The organism is Nocardia sp. NPDC001965, assembly GCF_053594175.1.
On record NZ_JBSFDZ010000034.1, the window covers coordinates 20543 to 40150 of the forward strand.

Below are 19608 nucleotides of genomic sequence, written 5' to 3' on the forward strand. Positions count from 1 at the left end.
GACTGAGAGAATGGTCGTCGGCGAGAGGAGTTGTCTTGACCTGCCTGCATACGTCCGGCTCGAGGCCGCGTGGAGAGTTCTGTTGGATGGACTTCAAGTCCGCGGACGTCGAGGTGGCCGGTCGGGTGTTCGCCGAGGAGTTCGGCTGGGAATGCCTGGTCGACCCGGACGACTGGCGGGGCGCGATCAAAGCGCGAGCCGATGGCCACTGGCTGGCCGGGGTCAGCAGTTTGGACAGCGCGCTCTATCCACTCGGAACGCCTGCGCACGTCAGTTACTACCTCGGTGTCGAGGATGCAGCCGCTGTGCACACCCTGGCCATCAGCCACGGGGCGACCAGCCTGCTCGCTCCTACCTCGATTGCTGACCAAGGAATCCTCGCGACCATCCTCGATCCGCTGGGCGCGAGTGTGTCGCTGTGGCAACCGGAGATGTTCACCGGATGGTCTCATCCGCTCGGACCGCGGACTCCCGGCCGGGTCGTGCACGAGTCCGTGGACCCCGCTGCTGCCGAACGTTTCTACCGGCGGCTACTCGGGCTGCGGCTGGAGGACGCGGATTTCACCGTACCGTTTCCCGGAGACCCGCTCGATGGAGACGCTTTGTGGACGGTTGCGATCGAGGTGAGCGGTGCGTCGACGCGGGCGGTTCATCTCGCAACGGGGCATCGGTATCTGCGCTGCTGAAGGATGCCGTCTGGAAACAGCCGCTCATTGAGCGCGGTCCGCAGCAGCCAGCGATGGTGGGTGTCAAGCACGATCGCGACGTCAGATTTCGCCGACACAGCATTTTGCTCGGTGAGACCGCCGTCAGGATTCACCGATGAACGACGTCACGGTTCGCCGATGTAACCAATCGTGCCGCCGTCACCTCACATGCACCACCGAAAGTGGGCCAGAGCCTCGCTAACGGCTCCTCTCTGGTCAAGCCCCGGCCAGCAGAAAGGTACCAACTTGTTGAATAGGAGCCGGAGTTCGTGTTCTGCAGCCATGATCTTCAAGGCTGCGGTCGGGGTCGCTCGGGAAACACCTGTCACCCTCCGGGATTGACCTCTTAACGGCATGCGTCCCGGCCGCGGCTGCTGACAGGGAGTGGCTCGAGAGAGGGGTCTGCACCGCCCGAAGTTGGTTGCACTCCTCGTTGGAACCGATCGTTCGTAGGTCCTCATAAAGGTTGCCGTGGCGAAAAACCACTCCCACCGATCAGGTCGCGATAGCTGCCGACCGGCACAAAGCATCTTGGACGGCAGTCGTTGTCGATCAACCAGTGCCAGCCCCCTCGGTTCATTGCGTGTAGAAGTCAACCGCACCGGCAATCGGCAGCTTCGCCGATTCGCCTAGCCTGGCCCCACACGATCTGGGCGATCGAAGGAGCTGGTGGACTCGGCGTTCCGCTCGCGCAGAAGCTGGCCATCGACGGGATCGAAAGCCTCGATGTTCCAGGTAAACTCGCACACCGGGTCAGAATGCTTTCGACCAGACACGGCTGCAAAACCGACGAAGCCGATTCCCTGTCAGTCGGTATAGCCGCACTCACCAGCACCGGACAGCAGTCCATGCGCACCAACCCGACCGCCCAGGTCCTGCGAACGCTCACCGAGTACCGCGACGACCTGATCCGCACCCGCACTCAGACCGCCAATGACTGCACCGCCTGCTGGTCCAACTGGTGCCCGCGGGGCTGCCGAAGAGGCTCACCGCCGAGGCCGCGGCCCAGCTGCTGCGGTCGGTGCGTCGGAGTGAGCATTACGGCCGGACTCCCCGGCAGGTTGCAGTCGATCCGGTCGGCGAACTTCGCCGGCTCGATCGCCGCATCGACAACGCGACCGACCCACCCAACGCCGTCGTCACCGAATCACGCACCCAGCTCACCACCACGGCACCCTGGTATCTGCCAAGATTCTCGCGCGCACGGTGACATCGGCTGCTACTGATCCGCTGCCGCGTTCGCTTCCTATGGTGGTGTCGCTCCGGTCGAAGTTTCCTCCGGAGACGCTCGCCACCAGCGGCTCTCCCGCGCCTGCGACCGGCAGCTCAACTACGCGCTCCATGTCATCGCCATCACCCAGATCCGCCGCGATACCGCCGGACGCGCCTATTGCCGGCGCAAACGCGCCGCAGGGAAGGCCATGAAGAAGCCCTGCGATGCCTGAAACGCAAGCTCGACGACGTCGTCTACTGGGTCATGCTCTGGATACCGGTACCTCTCTGCTGGCCGGGGCTTGACCAGAGAGGAGCCGAGAAATCCACAGTCTCTCGACGCTGGCCGGCTGGCTCGGCGCGAATGTCGATGTTCGAAGTCGACTGCGCGGTGTTCGAAGTCGTGTGCAACGGGGTTGGGTCGTGGGGCGTCAGACTTGTGTGTTCCGTGGTTGTCTGGGTGCCTCGTATCTACTCAAGGTTGACTTCGTCGGGCCACCGGATTGGTCCGGTTTCACTTCGAAACCGAAATCGGTGATGATGTCGGCGCTCAATTTCACCAAGCCTGGTCCCTGCTCTTCGCTGAAGTTGCCTTGGTGCAGACAGATTGTTTCGGAAGCGTGTACGTCGAAGCCTATTCCCGTCGAATGTAGCGATTCGGCGGACTCGCGTGCGGCCCGGCCCGCGGCGGGTGAACATGACATCTGGATCAGTTCGGCCGTTGGCGCGCCTTTGACAGCCCGCTTGAAATGCTTGTCGGCGGCAAGGATCTGCCCGTAGGTTTCTCCGTTAACTAGCACGGGCACCCATCTACTCCATTTCGTGAACGGGATCTTCTTCTTGACCTGGACGGCGTATCTGTTCTTAGTGGAGTGTGCCATCGCGAATACTCTCTCTTCACCCCAAGGGGCTGGGACCGCGCCTTCGTAGACCCACTCCGGCCGCCAGACTCCTCCGCTTTCTGCGAATTGGTGGTACGAGTGGCTCCCGAATTCGAATCCGTCACGATCGAAAATAATTGGCTTCTTTATGTCTCTGAGCATCGCCGGAAATACCACTCCGACGACCTTCTTGTCGGGGCTTAGGATCGGCATGCTGCGGACTTGGTCGGGTGTGAAGAAGTGAACGAGTCCGGTGTGGAGGCTCTGACCGAAAAGGCGTGGCGTGTCCGGGTCAACTCGACTCATCGCCCGGACGCCTGTTTCGTCGGCTGTGACGAGATTATCGGAAATTTTGCGGACATCATTGGAGATTCCGTGCATGCCCTTTTGCAGTGCGCCGCCCGCCTCGGTAGCTGCTGCGCGAAGTCGGTGGGTAATTCGGGCAAGTTGAGTAGCAAGCATCATTCGGCCGATCGCAGACTGCGGGCCAGTAACCGGAACTGGGCGGGACTGCCTGGATTGAGTAAGATATCGGTGTCGGCGGGCACGATGTCGGCCAGCACCGTGCCCTGCACTGGCCACCACCGGTCCGCCTTGACACGGTGTTTGTGTAGTGCGGCGGTGGCGACTGCAACGCACGGCACCCCGTCCGGAGCCGGTCTCACCAGCAGTTCGTTCTGGTTGTCGCATCCGATCTCCACTAAGGCGCTGTGCAGCGCCGCGATGATCTCTTCGCCGCCGACGTTGTCACCTTCAGCGCTGCGCCTCAGCACGGCGTCGATGGGATCGGTCGGCACCGTCTCGTCGATAGGGAAGTAGTTCGGATTGGGTTCGAACGGACCCGCAACGCCATCTTTGCCGATCACCCAGCCACCGAGGATCATCCCGGGCGACGGCATCACCTCGCGCGCGGTTTCCTGCCAGCGCGGATCGACCAACACCAACCAGTCACCCGACTGAACGACAGTCGCTGCTTGATCGGCCATGTCCTTCACCTACCGTCCCATCGGGCACCAATTACCATTCCTCACCCTTCTTGATTTCAGAGTTTCTTGCGGTATCAATGAACGACGCGCCAGCGGCTGTTTACGCGGCGGAAAGTTTGAGGCGCGTACCAATTGGCGGATCCAAGCAACCGCATCATCACCGGGACCAATACTGCGCGAATCAGAGTGGCATCGACTAAGATGGCCACCGCCATTCCTACTCCGATCATTTGGACAAAGACAATGTCGGCCGAAGCGTATGCGGCAAAAGACAGTGCCAATATTATTCCAGCAGAGGTGATCAGCGGCGCGCTCCGCTGAAGCCCCACGGCCACTGCTGTTTCCGTGTCGCGCACTTTCTCGTATTCTTCAGTAATTCGCGACAGGAGGAATACCTCGTAATCCATGGACAGCCCATAGGCGATGCAAAACATCAAGATCGGAATACTTGGGTCGAGGGCACCAGTCGAAGTGAAGTGAAGAATACTCGACAAATGGCCTTGCTGGTACACCCAGACCAGTACGCCGAACATCACAGCCTGACTGGCGAAGTTCAAGACGACTGCCTTGAGCGGAATCAGCAGACTGCCGGTCATGACAAATAGAAGTAGGAACGTAACCAACAGGATCAGCGAGAACAATATTGGCAGCCGCTCCGCCACAGAAGACCGATAGTCCTCCAGTTCGGCCGGATACCCCCCGACTGCGACAGTGAAAGGCGCCGGCGTCGCTCGAACTAGCTCCACCAGACCGGTTGGGTCGCGTTCCATTTGATCGGCAGTGGGGACAACGGAAATCCAGGTTCCCTCTGACTGTCGACTGCTGAATCGAGCAGTATCCGACTGCCCAATCGGTGTTCCTTTGACATATGCACCTGCGGCGGAGTCTACTTGAGCAACTCCTTTGAGCTCTGACAATCTCTGCGCATACCGAGCTAGGTCGACAACCGGTGAGGTTGCCACGACTTGTAATGCATCGGTCTCTTCCGATTGAAAATTCTGCCGTATGAGTTCCTGCGTCTGTCGTGCTGGTGCCGACTCAGGCAGGATTCGGTCGTCGGCGACACCGAATCGCAGACTCAGCGCCGGTGAGGCAAGCAACACTATGACGGCCGCCGCGATACCACCGTAAAGGATCGGCCGACGCATAACGCGTAGAGCGAACGAATGCCACCTGCCGCCGACACTGTTGCCGCCATTCGCAGCGTGTACGATTCTGTCGCCCCACATTGCCAGGATTGCTGGAAGGACGATGATCGCACCGACCGTCGTGCCGACCACAACGGCAATTCCGGCATACGCGAAGGAGCGCAGAAATTCGAACGGCAGCGCGAATAGCACCGCGAGAGAACTACCCACCGTCATCGCGCTGAACAGCACCGTTCGGCCTGCATGCTCCACAGCAGATGCAACGGCGTCCCGGGCTGGGCGCCCTGATCGCAACTCCTCCCGATATCGTGCGATGATCAGCAATGAGTAGTCGATACCGAGACCGAGGCCCATTGCTAGTGTGATGTTCAAGGCGAAGGTTGAGACATCTGTGAAGAGCAGAACCAGACGCAGTATTGCGAGCGTGGCAATCATGGCAAATACACCGATCGCCAAGGGTACTGCTGCGCCGAGAACCCTGCGCGAGTAGAGCCAGAGAAGGAGGAAGGCGAGCGGAAATATGAGCAGCTCTGCGCGCAGGAAATCCTGCCGAGCCTGTGGAACGGTCTGTCGGAAGATCTCCTCGCCACCACCTGCACGTACTTCGATGAGGTCGTCGCTGCGCGTTAGATCAGGAACGATCGCAGGGAGAATCTCCGAGCGGACGACGTTCGCGCTGCCGGGGATCCGAGCGACAACTAGGGCCTGCCGGTGGTCGTCACTTCGGAGCGTTGCGGGATTCCCTCTGGTCCAATAGGAGGCCGCTTCGGCAACCCCGGGATAGCCGGCTAGCTTGTTTGTGAGAGCGATTCCAGCATGTTGGACCGCCGGTTGGTCCACGGAGCCGCCTCGCGTAGTGACGAGCAGGACCAGATCCACACTGCCGGTACCGAACTGATCGGCGAGTTCCTTCGCAGCACGATCCGATTCCGAACCGGGCGCTTCGAACCGCGCCAGCGAGAGCCCGCCGACTGTCGCGACGCCAATGGCCGCCATCGCGACGACTCCCAGCAAGGACAGCATCACGACAGCTCGGCGGTGAGCCTCCAGCCAGTAGCCAAGGCGGCGCAATCTAGGCTCGGCGGCCGCAGCTGCAAAGGTGGGGAGGTTGCTCGTCATGGCTCGCCTTCACGTCGGTGGAACGTTCGTTCGTATATCTGAACCAACTCTGGCTACAGGTAATCGCTAAAGTCATCAACCGTCACGCTGGGATTTGAATATTTCCGGTGCTTGGGAAATGACGTCCCTTTGCGCGTAATATTCAAGACCGGTCTAGTGCCTTGGCCGCCAACGAGCTGATGCCAGTCCTAGTTGCCGTTGTGAACTGACATGGATAATCGCGGCCACGTGGGCGATCAGCTGGCGGAAGGAACGCGCAAGACAAGCTTGCCAACTGTTTGTCCGGATTCCAAACGCTCATGGGCATCGGCCGCCCCGGACAGTGGAAATATTTCGGTTACCGTGCTGCGTAAATGCCCGCTATCGATCATTCGTAGGAGATTTTCGGCAGCCGGTCGCCAGATTTCAGGATTCTGTCCACACAGCGCGCCGAGCGAGAAGCCCAGCACGCCGTGGTTTCCGGATCGCAGACCCTGTAGAGCCACAGTGGCTTCACTGGTAAAACCAGGGTCTCCGAAATAGACGACCCTGCCGCCGGGAGCCAAGCTGTGTATGCTGCGTGCCACATGATCCCCGCCGACCATCTCCAGCACGACATCGACTCCACGCCCTTGAGTGAGCCGTGAGACGGCCTCACCGAAATTAGCGCGTTCGATTACATGATCATACCCTAAATCGGCTGCAAACACCGACTTTTCAGAGTTTCCGATTGTGCCGAAGACACGTCTCGCTCCGAGTGCGCGCGCAATCTGCACAGCCATACTTCCCACCCCGCCAGCAGCCCCGTGGATAAGAACATCTTCCCCTTCCCGCAGCCGGGCAACACGCTCAAGCATGAGATATGCCGTAACTGCAGCGCAGGGAATCGTCGCAGCAAACAGGCTGTCGGTGAGCCCAGCCAATGAGACTGCGAGCCGTGCGTCCACAACAGCGGTCTGGGCGTACCCCGAAAACGTAAAGGCAGCAACCGGCGTGCCGACCGTGAAGTCATGCACACCCTCACCCAATGCGCAAACCCGGCCGGCTACTTCCAGTCCGGGCACAATAGGTGGATAAATCCCAGGCATCATGCCTTTTCGGATGAGAATCTCGGCAAAGTTAACTCCCGCCGCTTCAACCTCAATCGCGACTTGTCCGGCAGTGGGCTTCGGCGCCGATATCACCGTTTCACTGAGCACTTCGGGTCCGCCGAAGGCGGTGATTTGAATTGCGCGCATCAACTTTTCTTCCAAGGAGTTTCAGTGACGGGGGTCAGCGGACCGCCGCCGGAAAACCAGGACGCCAAATTGTCCACGACCAATTGGCACATGCCCAGTACCGCATGCAACGACCCGGCTGCAGTGTGCGGGGTCACCACGATGTGCTCGAACGCCAATAATTCCTTCGGCACCTCAGGTTCACCGAGGAACACATCCAGTGCCGCCGTTAGGATGGTGCGCTCACGCAGTGCAGTGACGAGCGCTGACTGGTCGATAATGGCACCACGTGCAACATTGACAAGCACGCCGTTCGGGCCGAGTGCGCGCAGCACCTCGGCATCCACTAGCCCGATACTGTCGGGCCCGCCTGCTGCCGTGACGAATAGCGTATCGACGTCAGCGGCAAGGGCCTGCGGTGAGGCATGGTAGACGTATGGGACATCTCGTTGCCTGGTGCGGCTGTAGTACGCAACCGGTAGACCGAAGCCCTCGCACCGTCGGGCGACAGCTTTGCCGATCGCCCCGAGCCCCAGGATACCCACTTTCCGCCCCCTCAATGTTGCAGTGAGAGGGAAGAATTGCTCCGGCCCCCACGAGCCATCGGCTAGATATCGAGCAGCCTGTGGTATCTGACGGACGGCCGCGAGCAATAGGGCGAGCGCGAAGTCGGCGACTTCCTCGGTCGGCACCCCGGCTGTGTTGGTAACCACGACGTTACGGCGCGCAGCGGCCTCAACGTCAATGGTGTCGTAGCCAACGCCGAACTTCGCAATTATCCCCAAGGCGGGCAACGCGTGGATCAACTCGGCATCCACCACAGCCTTGGGGCCAACAGCGATCGCTCCGATCCGGGGTCCGAATTGGCGGATAAGCTTGGTTCGATCCATTTCCCACAGGCGGTGCACAGTGAAATGCTGCTCCAAACCATAAAGGATAGGAGGAATCGGCTCAGTTAGTAGAACATGCGCGTCGGTGTTCATGAGCGACCGGCCGTCGGCGATGCAGTCGTGGTGTAGTTGAGAGCGAGCCGACCGCCATCGATGTAGATGACCTGCCCGGTGAGGTAGGCAGCATCGTCACATGCAAGGAATGCCACAACACCTGCGATGTCAGCTGGTTGGGCGAACCGTCCCAACGGCGTGCGTGACAGAATCTTCTCGGAGAGTGCATCATGAGCCAGAGCAGGTGCCATCATATCCGTGACGACAGTGCCCGGCCCTATTGCGTTGACCCGGATGCCATGCCGGGCAAGGCTCAGCGCCATCGCCTTGGTCAGCGCAGCAACTCCCCCCTTAGAGGCACTGTATGCGGCCCCTTCGGCCGCTGTGAGCAGCACGGCGATCGATGCTGTGTTCACGATCGCGCCGGTCTGTTCATGCGCGATCATCAACCGCGCGGCGGCTTGTCCGCACAGAAATACGGACGTCAAGTTGGCCCCGAGCACCTCGCCCCATTCTTGCTCGGTGGTGTCAGGAAAGTCACTGCCTCGCAGGATACCGGCGTTGGCGTGCAGGATGTCCGGCACGCCTATCTCCGCAGCGATGGCATCGAATGTCTCAGCAACCGCATCCTTGACAGTGACGTCGCAGGGGTAGAAACGCACTGTTGCGCCCTCCTCCGTGAGCCGCTCGGCTTGCGCGGCTCCATCCGATTCAGGCAGATCGATTATCGCAACGGATGCACCTTCACGGGCGAAGCGTTCGGCGCATGCCAGCCCGATCCCGCGCGCTGCGCCAGTCACGACTGCAGTTCGTCCAGAGAATCTACTTGCTCGCATGTGATACATATAGGACACTTTTCGCTACTCTGTCAAGAGGAGAGCGCAAACCCCGTGTTCCTAAGGACAACGCCATGCAGACAAATCCGCAGTTCCTGCCGCCAAACCTTCAGCCACGCCCACCGTCGGAACCGTTGCCACCGGGAGCCTGCGACACTCACTTCCACGTCTTCGGACCGGTTGATCGATACCCGTATGTTGAGCCACGCACGTACACTCCGGCCGATGCGTTTCTGCGGCATTACCTGGATGTTTGCCACATAGTAGGAATCGATCGGGCGGTTCTAGTTCAGCCCAGCGTTTACGGAACCGACCACCGCTTGCTGGTGGACGCGTTGAATGCTCACCCCGATCGTCTGCGTGGTGTCGCGGTTGCGCAAACCGATGTCGCTGACCGCGAATTGGAACGGCTGCATGTTGCGGGCGTGCGAGGCCTCAGAATCAATCCGCGCTACCCGAACTCGGTGACGCTCGCCGACCTGGATGCCATTGCAGCCCGACTGGCCGATCTCGGTTGGCACATCCAGGTCATACTCGATGCCGAGGATATCGCCGAACACGCCGAAACACTTGCGAGGCTCCCTGTACCGGTCGTGATCGACCACATGGGAATGCTGCCCGCCGCGGGGGCTTTGGCCAGCAGGGCCTTCGCCGCTCTGCAGCACCTGCTGACTGACGCGGGGGCCTGGGTCAAGTTGTCGGCGCCATACTTCATCTCACCAGACCGTCCGCATCATGACGACACAATTGAGCTGATGGCGGCTCTGTATTCGATTGCTCCCAGCCGCACCGTATGGGGCAGCAATTGGCCGCACCCCGGCTTGGCCGCGCCGGCTCCAGAGGAGGGCGACTTGCTGGACCTGCTGAGCCGCGCGATCCCAGCCGCAGCCGACCTCGCCGCGATTCTGGTGCACAACCCGGCCCGGCTCTACGGATTTCCAAAGACCCTGCGCAAACCGACAGAGAGGATTTGACTGAATGAGCAAGATCGCGCTCGTAGGCGGAGGACTGATGGGGGCAGGTTGGGCTGCCACCTTCCTGGCGTACGGACATCAGGTCATCGTGACCGACCCCGATCCGGAGGCAGAACAAAGAATGCGTGCGCGGCTGGAGCGCGCCTGGCCCGTATTGCGCGAATTAGGGGAAGTTGATTCGGAACCAGAGCCGGATCGGCTCCGCTTCGTGCACGATATCCCATCCGCCGTGACCGATGCCGACTTTGTTCAGGAGAACGGCCCCGAGGATCTCGAGATAAAGAGGGGACTGTTCAGTCAAATCGACGATGCAGCGCCGAAACAAACCACGATCGCATCCAGCTCGTCCAGCATTCCGATGAGCCAGATCCAGGAAGACGCCTCTCATCCTGGGCGAATGGTGATCGGCCATCCGCTCAACCCTCCTCACCTGATGCCGCTGGTCGAGGTTGTCGGAGGAGACAAGACCACAGATGCGACGATGTTCGCCGCAATAGAGTTCTACCGCTCCGTTGGTAAGCGACCGCTACGGCTGAGCAAAGAGACCCCCGGCCATATAGTCAATCGCCTGCAATCGGCCCTCACTCGCGAGGCCGTCAACCTGGTGCTAGAAGGCATCGGGAGCCCCGAAGTCGTTGATCAGGCAATGACCTGGGGGCCGGGCCTTCGGTCGCCAAGGATCGGTCCCCTGCTCAACATGCATCTCGCCGGCGGCGAGCGAGGCATAGAAGGGTTTTTAGCCAGTTTCGGCGCGCTCATCGGCGATGATTACGCCGACACGCCGATGGCGCGCCTTGTCGCTGGTGTGCATGCCGAGGCGGCGGGCCGCAGCATAAAGGAGATCGAGGACGACCGTGACCGCTGGGTCGTCCAGTGCCGTCAGCTGCTGGCCGCTTTGACCAAATAACCGCTCCGGGTCGGGGTCGCCAACAAGCGGCGGCCCCAACCCGGGTGCGCAAGTACCGATATAGATAGATTCAGTAGTGGCTGAGCAAACTGCCGAACCCCCGGATCTTGTCATCGATACCATCACTACGCAGTGCATGCCAGTACGTCGCAGTATTCACCGCGATCACCGGCTTGCCCAGCCAGCGCTCGGCCTCACCCATCAACTGCGCAGCCGGGAGATTCGCACCGAACTGTACTATCGCCCCGACATCATCCCCGTCGACCGCGTGCAAGGCCCGAATCAGCGCAGCCTCAGTGGTGTGTGCAATCAGGGTCGGGCTCGTGGCCGGGATATGCGCACAACGCACCAATTGAAAGCCCACCTCCTCGAAGAACTCGGCAAGGTGACCTTCCGCAATCTCCGAGTACGGATCCACGACCGCGACCTTACGAGTGACGCCCATTGCCTTCAACGCCGCCGGCAGCGCGTCTGCGGCCTGAGTCACGGGTAGGTCACCGGCGCGGGACCGGATCCGCTCAGCGATGCGGCGCGACGGCTCCAATCCGCCGCCCCAGACACTCTCCGCAGAGATGCCCAGGACGATATGGTCGGGACCGCAGGTGGCCAGCCGGTCGACGGCGTTCTCGAGGGCCGCGTCTATACGGCGGATCAACTCCTCACCGTCAGCGTTGCTACGCAACAGGTCGTCCGGAATGTGCATACCCTCAACATGGTTGGACACACCAACCGGACGCATGGCGTCGTATTCAGGCTGGACAACCGTGTTGGTTGACGGCGTCGCGACGCCGTAGATCCGCCTCCAGCCGAGCGTGTCGGTCATACCAGCCTCCTTGCTATGGCGTTTACACGATTGCATTTTCTGTACACTTCGTCAATGCCCTGGATCGACTCGTTCGTTACAGCGCGCGCCTATTTGACGCCTCATTGCCAGCCTCCAGGGCGCCGGCCATCATCAACTTCACTAGCTGCCGAAGATCCACACCAAAGGCCGCGCGGTCACTAGCCGGGCGCGCAACCTTGAGCCCCCGGGCCGCATAGATAATCAGGTAGGCGAGCCGGTCCGGGGGCAAATCGGGCGAAAAGATCATGTTGTCCACTGCCGCAGCCGTCCGAATGACCCGCCCCACCGACTCCACCAGGAGCCTTCCGTACTGCCTGGATGCGTCCGCAGCGAGGAGTGCGTTCTCCTCCGTCAATTCGGCAGCATGGAGGGATTCCCCAAGCCGATCCATGAAGACACCGAAACGTGCATCTAGCTGGGCGAAGACGATCTCGTCCACACCTTTGCCCGCTCGGGATGCGGCCGCCGCTGCCGCCTCCCCGGCTTCTAATGCGCGGCGATGCAAGTCGTCCACCACCGCAGCGAAAAGGGTCTCTTTACTGGTGAAGTATCGATACAACCCCTGCCTCGATAGCCCAGTCTCTTGTGCGATCAGTTCCATGTTGCTCTGTCGGAAGCCATATCGACCGAACACAACAGCCGCCGCCCGCAAGATCCGTTCTCGGGTATCCATACGGCCATCATGGTCGCTCCGCCACCACAACCATGCAAGCGGGGCTCAATCGTTGGCAACTCCCATCAAATCTTGACAGTTGAGACATTATCAGCAATTCTGTCATCGATTGAATCGAGAGGGGTCACTGGTGATACCACAGCAAAGCGGCGCAGCCCGTCTTCGGACTTTACTCGAGAAGCGACAGCACGTACTGGCCCCAGGCGCGTACGACTGCATCACCGCTCGCGCGGTCGCGCACGGTGGCGCTGCGGCGGTCTACATGACCGGAGCAGGTACATCGGCCGCTCTCGGCTACCCCGACTATGGATTGCTCACCATGACCGAGATGGCCGACAATGCCGGCCGGATCGCCAAGGCCGTCAAAATTCCCCTGATCGCCGATGCCGACACTGGGTACGGTAATGAACTCAATACGATTCGTACCGTGACGGAATATGAGCGGCGAGGGGTTGCAGCACTACATCTGGAGGACCAGCTATTCCCTAAAAAGTGTGGCCATCTGGACGACAAGTCCGTGATCCCGGCTGATGAATTTATCAGCAAGATCCGAGCCGCGGTCGCTGCACGGAACGAGATGTTGATCATCGCGAGGACTGATGCGCGCGCCGCCTTGGGACTTGAGGAGGCCGTAAACCGAGCCAACGCAGCCTTGGATGCCGGAGCGGATCTGGCATTCGTCGAGGCGCCGCAAACTGTAGCCGAGATCAAGGCGATACCGGAACTCGTTCGCGGCCCCTGCCTGCTCAACCTGGTCCCAGGGGGTAGGACCCCGCTGCTGCCCTTCGCCGAAATCGAGCAGGCAGGCTACCAGCTGACGCTCCTGCCAGGCGTGTTGCTGGCTGAGGTGGTCGGCGCGTGTGACCGGATCCTAACGGAAACCCTCACCGAGAGGCGCCATCCCGACTTCAGTATACCCAGCCTACGAGAAGGTTTCGCTCGCTTTGGTGCTGACGAATGGGACGGCCATCGGCACCAGTTCGGGAAAGAAGATGCATGATGGGCGCCTCGATGACGATGTTCGAGAAGATCTGGCGCCACCACAGCCTGGTTGAGGACGTCGATGGTCAAACCCTTCTGGCCATCGACAGACATCTGGTCCATGAGGGCTCGGCACGGGCGTTCCAGATTCTGAACGCCCGTGGACTGACAGTGCGGCGCCCGGATCTCACGATCGGGATGGCGGATCACATTGTACCGACAGAGCCCGGCGCCAGAAGACTGACAGACTTCCAGCGCGGAGCGCTGGATCTCTTCGACGGCAATCTCCAAAAATCGAGAGTCCGCACGTTCGGGTTTGGTCACCCTCAGCAAGGGATCGTCCATGTCGTCGGTCCAGAGCAGGGCCTCACCCTCCCGGGTATGACTGTAGTCTGCGGGGACAGCCATGCTTCGACGCATGGGGCGCTCGGCGCAATCGGCCTGGGCATCGGCGCCTCAGAGGTCGCCCACGTCCTGGCTACCCAGACACTGTGGCAAAAAAGGCCCAAAACGATGCGCTTACTTGTCGATAACATGTTGGCACCGGGTGTTACCGCGAAAGACCTGATACTTGCCGTCATCGGTCGAATAGGCGCAGCCGGCGCTGCCGGACACGTGATCGAGTACGCCGGGGCGGCAATTCGCGCATTGTCCATGGAGGGGCGCCTCACCATCTGCAACATGTCGATCGAAGCTGGTGCCCGCGCAGGACTTATCGCGCCCGACGACATCACCTTGGAATACGTTCACAATCGTACATATGCCCCGAAAGGGGCAGTATGGCAGCAGGCATCGGAAGACTGGCTGGCTCTTCCGTCCGATCCAGGCGCGACCTTCGACCGAGAAGTGCAGGTCGACGCGACAACGATCTCACCAATGGTCACCTGGGGTACCAGCCCAGAGGACACCGCGGCCATAGACGGACGCGTTCCCGATCCAGCCGGATTTAGCGGCGTCCGAAAAGAGGCGATGGTCAAGGCTCTGGACTACATCGGCCTCCAGCCCGGCACTCCGATCGAGGGAATCCCGGTCGACCGGGTCTTCATCGGTTCCTGCACCAACGGACGGATCGAGGATCTTCGGGCTGCGGCACACGTAGCCCGCGGTCGCTACGTCGCCTCGGGGGTCACCGCCGTCGTCGTTCCGGGCTCCACAGCCGTCAAACGGGCAGCTGAACACGAAGGGCTCGACCGCGTTTTCCGCGATGCAGGTTTCCAATGGCATGAATCTGGTTGCTCGATGTGTGTCGGACTCAACGGCGACATTGGAAGCCCTGGAGAACGAGTGGCCTCCTCCTCCAACCGTAATTTCGTCGGCAGACAAGGCCCCGGCGTGCGTACTCATCTGATGAGCCCAGCGATGGCCGCCGCCGCTGGAGTCACCGGATGCTTCACCGATGTGCGGCGATTGATCGAGGTGTAGCGCTGATGGAGAAGTTCCGAACGTTGACTGCTATCGCTGCGCCGCTGCCGAGAGCAAACGTTGACACGGATCAAATCGTGCCGGCGCGATTTCTGGGAGCCAGGCGCGGTGACGAGTTCAGTCGCTCTTGCCTGCATGATCTGCGATTCAGCTCCAAAGGCGAGCCCAATCCCGACTTCGTACTCAATGAGCCCGCTTACTCAGAGGCACAGATCCTTCTGACCGGTCCCAACTTCGGGTGTGGCTCGTCTCGAGAAGAAGCTGTATACGCTCTGTGGGACTTCGGAATTCGGGCAGTCATCGCACCCAGTTTCGGTGACATATTCTATGGAAACGCATTGAAGAACGGCTTGCTACCCATCACCCTCCCAGGATCTGACGTCGACGCGTTGAGCAACCACCTTCTAGGCGCCCCGGGCGCACACCTGACCTTGAACCTGGAAACCCGGACCATCGATGACCGGAACGGCACAGTTCATGTGTTCTCAATAGCCGAATTCGCCAGGAAGCGCCTGCTGGACGGGCTCGACGAACTTGATCACACGCTGAGTTTGCTGCCGCAGGTGGAATTGCTAGAGCAGGCGATCGAAGCTCGATGGCCCTGGAATGCCTCCGTGTCGACACCCAGCAGTTTGCCTGGCGACCTGCAGTGACCACACCGGTCTCCATGCCAGCCACCCGACGCCGGGTCACACTGATGCTGCTGCTCGGTGTAACCGCAGTTAGTCTCTTGGACAGACAGATCTTGTCAATTCTGGCCGACCCCATCAGCAAAGACCTTCATCTCACCGACTCACAACTCGGCCTGCTCAGTGGTGCGGCTTTCGCACCTGTGTACGCCGTAATGACGATCCCCGTTGGCTGGATGGCGGATCGTGTTAGTCGAGCGAAGATCATCACAGTGGCCGTCGCGGCCTGGAGTATCGTCAGCGCAAGTTGTGGGCTAGCGGGCAACTTCTGGCACCTGTTCTTGTCGAGGATGGGTGTCGCAGTCGGAGAGTCGGGGGCGACTCCTCCAGCGCATTCCATCGCTTCGGATCTATACCCGCCCGAGCGCCGCGGCCTCGCCATCGCGACTATTCAGGCCGGATCCCCCTTAGGTCTCTTGGTTGCGTTCGCACTGGGCGGACTGATCGCTCAGGAATACGGTTGGCGAGCTGCATTTTACGCTTCGGCCGTCCCAGGTCTGCTGCTCACGCTATTGATTCCTATCGTGCTGCGCCGCCCGCGCCTGCACGTAGCGAGCCGAAGCCACACAAGCATACGGAGACAAACTCTTCCGGCGCACGCGCGGGAAGTTCTATCCATCCGGCCGCTGCGTTATGTCCTCCTCGGAGGCATGATGTGTGCCTTTGCGGCGTACAGCGCTTTGGCTTGGCTACCAACATATTTCCAGCGTGCCTTCGACTGGACGCCCGCCCGGGCCGGAATCCTATTGGGGCCGATGTTCGGAGTGTTAGGACTAACCGGAATCTGGGCCGGAGGCTTGTGCGGGGACTATCTCTACCGCCGACGCGCCGATGGACACACTCGTACGGTCCAGCTGTCGTTACTAGCGATCGCAGTCTTGTTTCCCGCGTTCCTCGCCGCTCCCTCGGATACCGTGGCTCTGGCGGTACTCACCATCCCGGCCGGACTACTCGGGATGTTCCAGGGGCCTCTCGCCGCTGCAGTGCAGAACGTTTGTCGCCCCGAGCAGCGAGGCATCGCGTCCGGGATATACCTCTTTGCCATCAACTTGATCGGACAAAGCTTGGGCCCCTCTGCCGTCGGTATCGTCAGCAGCCTGGTGGGAGGGCTGCGCCCAGCCCTATTATTGATCCCTCTGTCGGCACTCGCTGGAGCGTATTTCCTGCAGCGAGCTGGCGATCTAACTCTAGCTGCACCCAGGGGTACCTCTATGGCACGACCTGAGGCGACAGATAGCCAGGCCTCACTACCGATGGATATCCCGGGCAAAGACTAAAACTACGCGCACGCCGGCAAAGCTAGCGTTTAACACAGCCTACGGTCCATTCTCAACGTCGTCATAACAGACTTCACTGGTGCCGACACTGATGCGAGCCCGCAGCAGCCGATCGGTGTTCTCACTGGTGCCGCGTTGCCAAGGACTGCCGGTTTTGCGGAGATAGATCGGTGTCTGCGTCGCCGCGATGATGGTTTGGCGGCCACTGATCTCGCGGCCGCGGTCCCGGGTAGGGTCCGGCGCATCGCCGCGGGCAACCAAAGCAGCAAGCGTGTCAGGTGCGGTGTTACCTGCTCGGATTCGGTGCTGTCGGGCAGTGCCACCAGAGCCGTGAACCAGCTGGTCCGCTCCACCGGCGTGGCGATCGCCTACGGCCGAGAGCCCATTACCAAGTCACTTTCCCAGTGACCGGCGACCTGCCGGGTTTCGACCTCGGCCGGACGCTCACTGATCGGCGCGAGTTCCCGGATCACGCCTCTCCCATCAGGCTTGCGGCCCCGTTTCGGATGTTGCATCGGGCGTCTGGTACGGAACCGCTGCGTGAGAGAACGGTCGACCGCTGTCCGCCGCGGGTCGGACAGTAACAGGTAGATCGCTCCGTGGGATCCACATCATCGAGCTTTTCGGGAACAGCCGGAGGAGCCATCCGGCGATCTGCTCGGGCGACGACATGGATTTGAGCTTGTCCTCCACCAACGCCCACAACTTCGGGCAGGCCGCGAGTGTGGCTGGTTTCGGTCGACGCGCGCGCTGCTAGGCCAGCTGGTCAGCAGCCGCGGCCAGTGAGCGATCCGGCCGCCGTTGCGGACAATGTCACGCAAGATCGTCGACGGCGAGTGCGCCGGCAACACAGCGATCGTTCCTCCTGATAAGCCCACGGCCAGACCTCGCGAGAACTCTTCCCGATCAGCGATCATCAAATTCCCGCTTCGCCGAGTTAGAGGTCACCTTGCAACTCCCCCGGTCTGGGCTAGGAACCCTCGCACATGCTGCAGCGGTATCCCGAGGGACCGCGACATCGAACTGAGCGATTCACCTGCACGCCACGGTCTCCACAGCTCATCCCGACCAGCAGGTGACACCCGTAGTCCCGCACTGAACCCGCCACGTCGACATGATCATCCACGCGTTATGCACTGACCGATTGAGCGCAAGATGCATTGCAGGACAGGCCTTGGGCGGGGCTTCATTTAGGACCAGCAACGGGTCGAGCGGCCCGGACCTCAGGTGTTGATGCAGAGAACCGACCGCCTCACGGCAGCATCTGCAGAATGTGGTGAGCGGCATGGCAATCACAAGTCAGTGATACTCACAGACCAGCCAGGTCGTCCGATCTGCTGCACTTCACGGTGCCGCCCTGTCGGCCACTTCGATGCCGGCCCCCAGTTCAGGAATCGAAATACTGGCAAATGCCCACTGGCGCCACAGTTGCCCACTCAATACAGGCAACTCTGCGAGGTGGGCATGGCCACGCGCCGCAAGAAAATTCAATAGACACATTTTCGGCATAGCCATTCCGGAGAGGTGACCATAGGGTGTTGCTACGACGTGCGCCTCCGTCCGGCGGCATTCATGCGCAAGTTCGACAAATGCCTCAGGAACTGCCCAAGTCTGGGGCGACTCCTCGTGGAAAACTGTCCCAAATTCATATCCCTGCTTTTCTGCGAACTTATTCATTCGGAAGCTCCACTCGGAGACTTCCGCATCTTTCAGAAGGTCAAGACGGAGGTATCCATACATCAGCGGACGAACCTGCCACTGACCAGAGGGATGGATCTGACTCGGCCTGTAATCCACGCTGCCCATATTACTCCTTTCATAGTTATCGACCCATGGGTTTCGAGCAATACAGATTTCCAACTACACTAAATCCGAAGCTTTTTGACCAACCTGAGGACCGGTAGGATAATTCATCGATCGAATATTGCCCAATCTCACTGACACATGGCTTTGCGGACAAAGGCTCGCCGCTTCATCACTTTCGAGCAGACACTCACGAGCGCGGCGTGCTGCGGCCGCTCGCTGTAGCGCTCGCTCCATAGCAAGAGCGGAAGCATAGAACAGGCACTGGGCGATGGCGTCGAGTTCCTCTCCGGTAGCTACGGATCCGTCCTTGAACCTCGCCACCCCGATATTTTCCATGGAAGCTCCAGCCTGTTACACGTCGATAAAGTCTGCAAAAATAGCCGTTGATTTCACGTTTACATACTGATTTCCTTTCAAAATATGACACACGACCCTCGCGCATTCAATGAACGTCGACAGAAAAATAACAGGCGCCCGAATTGTCAGCCTGACAGTTGCCACACCGCCGTTCTGTTATCAAATCCGAAACCTACACTAAGATGGATATTCCTGCCTTCCCGGGACATGGCATGTTCGTCGAGCCAAACAGGTACTTTAGTTATTGCGACTGTCGAATCACTCGAACTCCACGTCGTTGTGACCACCATCGACCCCTTTGTCGAGGCGGAACATCTCCAATGCCCCAGCTGCAGAAATATCTGATCGGTTGCGACAACGTTGCCTGTCGATCGCGAGACCGAAGACTGCGTACCGCAAAGCGCTCCGCACCGACGCCCCGATCCTGCCGACGAACTGCCACCAACTAGGTTGCAGCTGGCATTGCCGCCCCTCGGGACCCGCACGGCAGCTCGCCACCACTCTTCCGTGCCGAGGTCCTCATAGTTTCCAAGTAGTAGCTGAACTTCGATCCGGGCCTTAACCCAGACTTCCACTACCCAGGCCGACGCGGTATGGGGGATTCACCTACAGCGACTACGGATCGTCCCACAGTCCGGGCACGGCAGAC

Annotated in this window: 19 protein-coding genes and 2 pseudogenes; 10 read left to right on the forward strand and 11 right to left on the reverse strand. The window is 60.4% G+C overall.

From position 1 onward, the window contains the following. Nucleotides 1-86: 86 nt before the first annotated feature. From ACWCPQ_RS29405 to ACWCPQ_RS29420, 4 genes and pseudogenes are all read left to right on the forward strand, one after another. Nucleotides 87-686: a hypothetical protein gene (locus ACWCPQ_RS29405; RefSeq protein ID WP_449904906.1), complete on the forward strand. Its 600-nt coding sequence runs from the start codon at nt 87-89 to the stop codon at nt 684-686. Between the two features lie 566 nt (nt 687-1252). Then, nucleotides 1253-1597, forward strand: a pseudogene (locus ACWCPQ_RS29410) (IS110 family transposase); the annotation flags it as partial. Nucleotides 1598-1668: 71 nt separating this feature from the next. Continuing rightward, on the forward strand, nt 1669-1917 hold the full coding sequence (locus tag ACWCPQ_RS29415) for a hypothetical protein (RefSeq protein ID WP_449904956.1): 249 nt from the start codon (nt 1669-1671) through the stop codon (nt 1915-1917). Between the two features lie 76 nt (nt 1918-1993). Next, nucleotides 1994-2152 (forward strand): annotated as a pseudogene (locus ACWCPQ_RS29420) (hypothetical protein); the annotation flags it as partial. Between the two features lie 198 nt (nt 2153-2350). On the opposite strand, the gene ACWCPQ_RS29425 reads toward ACWCPQ_RS29420, so the two are convergent. The 6 genes from ACWCPQ_RS29425 to ACWCPQ_RS29450 all read right to left on the reverse strand — a co-directional run bounded on the left by ACWCPQ_RS29425 (nt 2351) and on the right by ACWCPQ_RS29450 (nt 9038). After that, nucleotides 2351-3265 (reverse strand): hypothetical protein, encoded by a 915-nt coding sequence (locus tag ACWCPQ_RS29425; RefSeq protein ID WP_449904908.1) that lies wholly within the window; start codon nt 3263-3265, stop codon nt 2351-2353. Beyond that, nucleotides 3262-3786 (reverse strand): type VII secretion system-associated protein, encoded by a 525-nt coding sequence (locus ACWCPQ_RS29430; protein WP_449904910.1) that lies wholly within the window; start codon nt 3784-3786, stop codon nt 3262-3264. Before ACWCPQ_RS29430 ends, ACWCPQ_RS29425 begins: the two co-directional genes overlap by 4 nt. Nucleotides 3787-3860: 74 nt before the next feature. Next, complete coding sequence (locus tag ACWCPQ_RS29435) at nt 3861-6053, reverse strand: MMPL family transporter (RefSeq protein WP_449904912.1); 2193 nt, start codon at nt 6051-6053, stop codon at nt 3861-3863. Nucleotides 6054-6289: 236 nt separating this feature from the next. Further along, nucleotides 6290-7285 carry a quinone oxidoreductase family protein gene (locus tag ACWCPQ_RS29440; RefSeq protein ID WP_449904914.1) on the reverse strand — a complete coding sequence of 332 codons (996 nt, stop codon included), beginning with the start codon at nt 7283-7285 and terminating at the stop codon, nt 6290-6292. Beyond that, nucleotides 7270-8232 carry a 2-hydroxyacid dehydrogenase gene (locus tag ACWCPQ_RS29445; protein WP_449904916.1) on the reverse strand — a complete coding sequence of 321 codons (963 nt, stop codon included), beginning with the start codon at nt 8230-8232 and terminating at the stop codon, nt 7270-7272. The genes ACWCPQ_RS29440 and ACWCPQ_RS29445 overlap by 16 nt, the downstream gene beginning before the upstream one ends. Continuing rightward, nucleotides 8229-9038, reverse strand: coding sequence for an SDR family NAD(P)-dependent oxidoreductase (locus ACWCPQ_RS29450; protein WP_449904948.1), 810 nt, complete (start codon nt 9036-9038; stop codon nt 8229-8231). Before ACWCPQ_RS29450 ends, ACWCPQ_RS29445 begins: the two co-directional genes overlap by 4 nt. A gap of 65 nt (nt 9039-9103) precedes the next feature. Here ACWCPQ_RS29450 and ACWCPQ_RS29455 point away from each other — a divergent pair, with 65 nt between their 5' ends. Then, complete coding sequence (locus ACWCPQ_RS29455) at nt 9104-10003, forward strand: amidohydrolase family protein (RefSeq protein WP_449904918.1); 900 nt, start codon at nt 9104-9106, stop codon at nt 10001-10003. 4 nt (nt 10004-10007) lie between these two features. After that, nucleotides 10008-10910 carry a 3-hydroxyacyl-CoA dehydrogenase NAD-binding domain-containing protein gene (locus tag ACWCPQ_RS29460; RefSeq protein ID WP_449904920.1) on the forward strand — a complete coding sequence of 301 codons (903 nt, stop codon included), beginning with the start codon at nt 10008-10010 and terminating at the stop codon, nt 10908-10910. Between the two features lie 70 nt (nt 10911-10980). Here the strand turns inward: ACWCPQ_RS29460 and ACWCPQ_RS29465 are convergent, their stop codons facing one another. Both ACWCPQ_RS29465 and ACWCPQ_RS29470 read right to left on the reverse strand, forming a co-directional pair. Continuing rightward, nucleotides 10981-11733 carry a maleate cis-trans isomerase family protein gene (locus ACWCPQ_RS29465; protein WP_449904921.1) on the reverse strand — a complete coding sequence of 251 codons (753 nt, stop codon included), beginning with the start codon at nt 11731-11733 and terminating at the stop codon, nt 10981-10983. Nucleotides 11734-11809: 76 nt separating this feature from the next. Next, nucleotides 11810-12427 (reverse strand): TetR/AcrR family transcriptional regulator, encoded by a 618-nt coding sequence (locus ACWCPQ_RS29470; RefSeq protein ID WP_449904922.1) that lies wholly within the window; start codon nt 12425-12427, stop codon nt 11810-11812. A gap of 130 nt (nt 12428-12557) precedes the next feature. On the opposite strand from ACWCPQ_RS29470, the gene ACWCPQ_RS29475 reads away from it, so the two are divergent. The 4 genes from ACWCPQ_RS29475 to ACWCPQ_RS29490 are packed head-to-tail and all read left to right on the forward strand — an operon-like array spanning nt 12558 to nt 16796. Continuing rightward, a complete protein-coding gene (locus tag ACWCPQ_RS29475) occupies nt 12558-13427 on the forward strand; it encodes an isocitrate lyase/PEP mutase family protein (protein ID WP_449904950.1) in 870 nt (289 codons plus the stop codon). 11 nt (nt 13428-13438) lie between these two features. Further along, the gene (leuC, locus tag ACWCPQ_RS29480) at nt 13439-14830 is read left to right on the forward strand and encodes a 3-isopropylmalate dehydratase large subunit (protein ID WP_449904924.1); all 1392 of its coding nucleotides are present in this window, start codon (nt 13439-13441) and stop codon (nt 14828-14830) included. Between the two features lie 5 nt (nt 14831-14835). Then, a complete protein-coding gene (gene leuD, locus ACWCPQ_RS29485) occupies nt 14836-15483 on the forward strand; it encodes a 3-isopropylmalate dehydratase small subunit (RefSeq protein ID WP_449904925.1) in 648 nt (215 codons plus the stop codon). 44 nt (nt 15484-15527) lie between these two features. Then, the gene (locus ACWCPQ_RS29490) at nt 15528-16796 is read left to right on the forward strand and encodes a spinster family MFS transporter (RefSeq protein WP_449904952.1); all 1269 of its coding nucleotides are present in this window, start codon (nt 15528-15530) and stop codon (nt 16794-16796) included. Between the two features lie 39 nt (nt 16797-16835). Here ACWCPQ_RS29490 and ACWCPQ_RS29495 read toward each other — a convergent pair whose 3' ends face one another. From ACWCPQ_RS29495 to ACWCPQ_RS29505, 3 genes are all read right to left on the reverse strand, one after another. Further along, nucleotides 16836-17057 (reverse strand): hypothetical protein, encoded by a 222-nt coding sequence (locus ACWCPQ_RS29495; RefSeq protein ID WP_449904927.1) that lies wholly within the window; start codon nt 17055-17057, stop codon nt 16836-16838. Between the two features lie 1083 nt (nt 17058-18140). Continuing rightward, nucleotides 18141-18602, reverse strand: coding sequence for a hypothetical protein (locus ACWCPQ_RS29500; RefSeq protein ID WP_449904928.1), 462 nt, complete (start codon nt 18600-18602; stop codon nt 18141-18143). A gap of 54 nt (nt 18603-18656) precedes the next feature. Then, nucleotides 18657-18938: a hypothetical protein gene (locus tag ACWCPQ_RS29505; RefSeq protein WP_449904930.1), complete on the reverse strand. Its 282-nt coding sequence runs from the start codon at nt 18936-18938 to the stop codon at nt 18657-18659. Nucleotides 18939-19608 lie beyond the last annotated feature (670 nt).

Excerpts from the sequence above, each read along its gene's own strand:
- ACWCPQ_RS29435 (WP_449904912.1), bottom strand. The coding sequence starts at position 6,053 with ATGACGAGCAACCTCCCCACCTTTGCAGCTGCGGCCGCCGAGCCTAGA.
- ACWCPQ_RS29445 (WP_449904916.1), bottom strand. The coding sequence starts at position 8,232 with ATGAACACCGACGCGCATGTTCTACTAACTGAGCCGATTCCTCCTATC.
- ACWCPQ_RS29500 (WP_449904928.1), bottom strand. The coding sequence starts at position 18,602 with ATGGGCAGCGTGGATTACAGGCCGAGTCAGATCCATCCCTCTGGTCAG.
- ACWCPQ_RS29430 (WP_449904910.1), bottom strand. The coding sequence starts at position 3,786 with ATGGCCGATCAAGCAGCGACTGTCGTTCAGTCGGGTGACTGGTTGGTG.
- ACWCPQ_RS29465 (WP_449904921.1), bottom strand. The coding sequence starts at position 11,733 with ATGACCGACACGCTCGGCTGGAGGCGGATCTACGGCGTCGCGACGCCG.
- leuD (WP_449904925.1), top strand. The coding sequence starts at position 14,836 with ATGGAGAAGTTCCGAACGTTGACTGCTATCGCTGCGCCGCTGCCGAGA.
- ACWCPQ_RS29460 (WP_449904920.1), top strand. The coding sequence starts at position 10,008 with ATGAGCAAGATCGCGCTCGTAGGCGGAGGACTGATGGGGGCAGGTTGG.
- ACWCPQ_RS29450 (WP_449904948.1), bottom strand. The coding sequence starts at position 9,038 with ATGTATCACATGCGAGCAAGTAGATTCTCTGGACGAACTGCAGTCGTG.
- ACWCPQ_RS29405 (WP_449904906.1), top strand. The coding sequence starts at position 87 with ATGGACTTCAAGTCCGCGGACGTCGAGGTGGCCGGTCGGGTGTTCGCC.
- leuC (WP_449904924.1), top strand. The coding sequence starts at position 13,439 with ATGACGATGTTCGAGAAGATCTGGCGCCACCACAGCCTGGTTGAGGAC.
- ACWCPQ_RS29425 (WP_449904908.1), bottom strand. The coding sequence starts at position 3,265 with ATGATGCTTGCTACTCAACTTGCCCGAATTACCCACCGACTTCGCGCA.
- ACWCPQ_RS29455 (WP_449904918.1), top strand. The coding sequence starts at position 9,104 with ATGCAGACAAATCCGCAGTTCCTGCCGCCAAACCTTCAGCCACGCCCA.
- ACWCPQ_RS29470 (WP_449904922.1), bottom strand. The coding sequence starts at position 12,427 with ATGGATACCCGAGAACGGATCTTGCGGGCGGCGGCTGTTGTGTTCGGT.
- ACWCPQ_RS29490 (WP_449904952.1), top strand. The coding sequence starts at position 15,528 with ATGCTGCTGCTCGGTGTAACCGCAGTTAGTCTCTTGGACAGACAGATC.
- ACWCPQ_RS29505 (WP_449904930.1), bottom strand. The coding sequence starts at position 18,938 with ATGGAAAATATCGGGGTGGCGAGGTTCAAGGACGGATCCGTAGCTACC.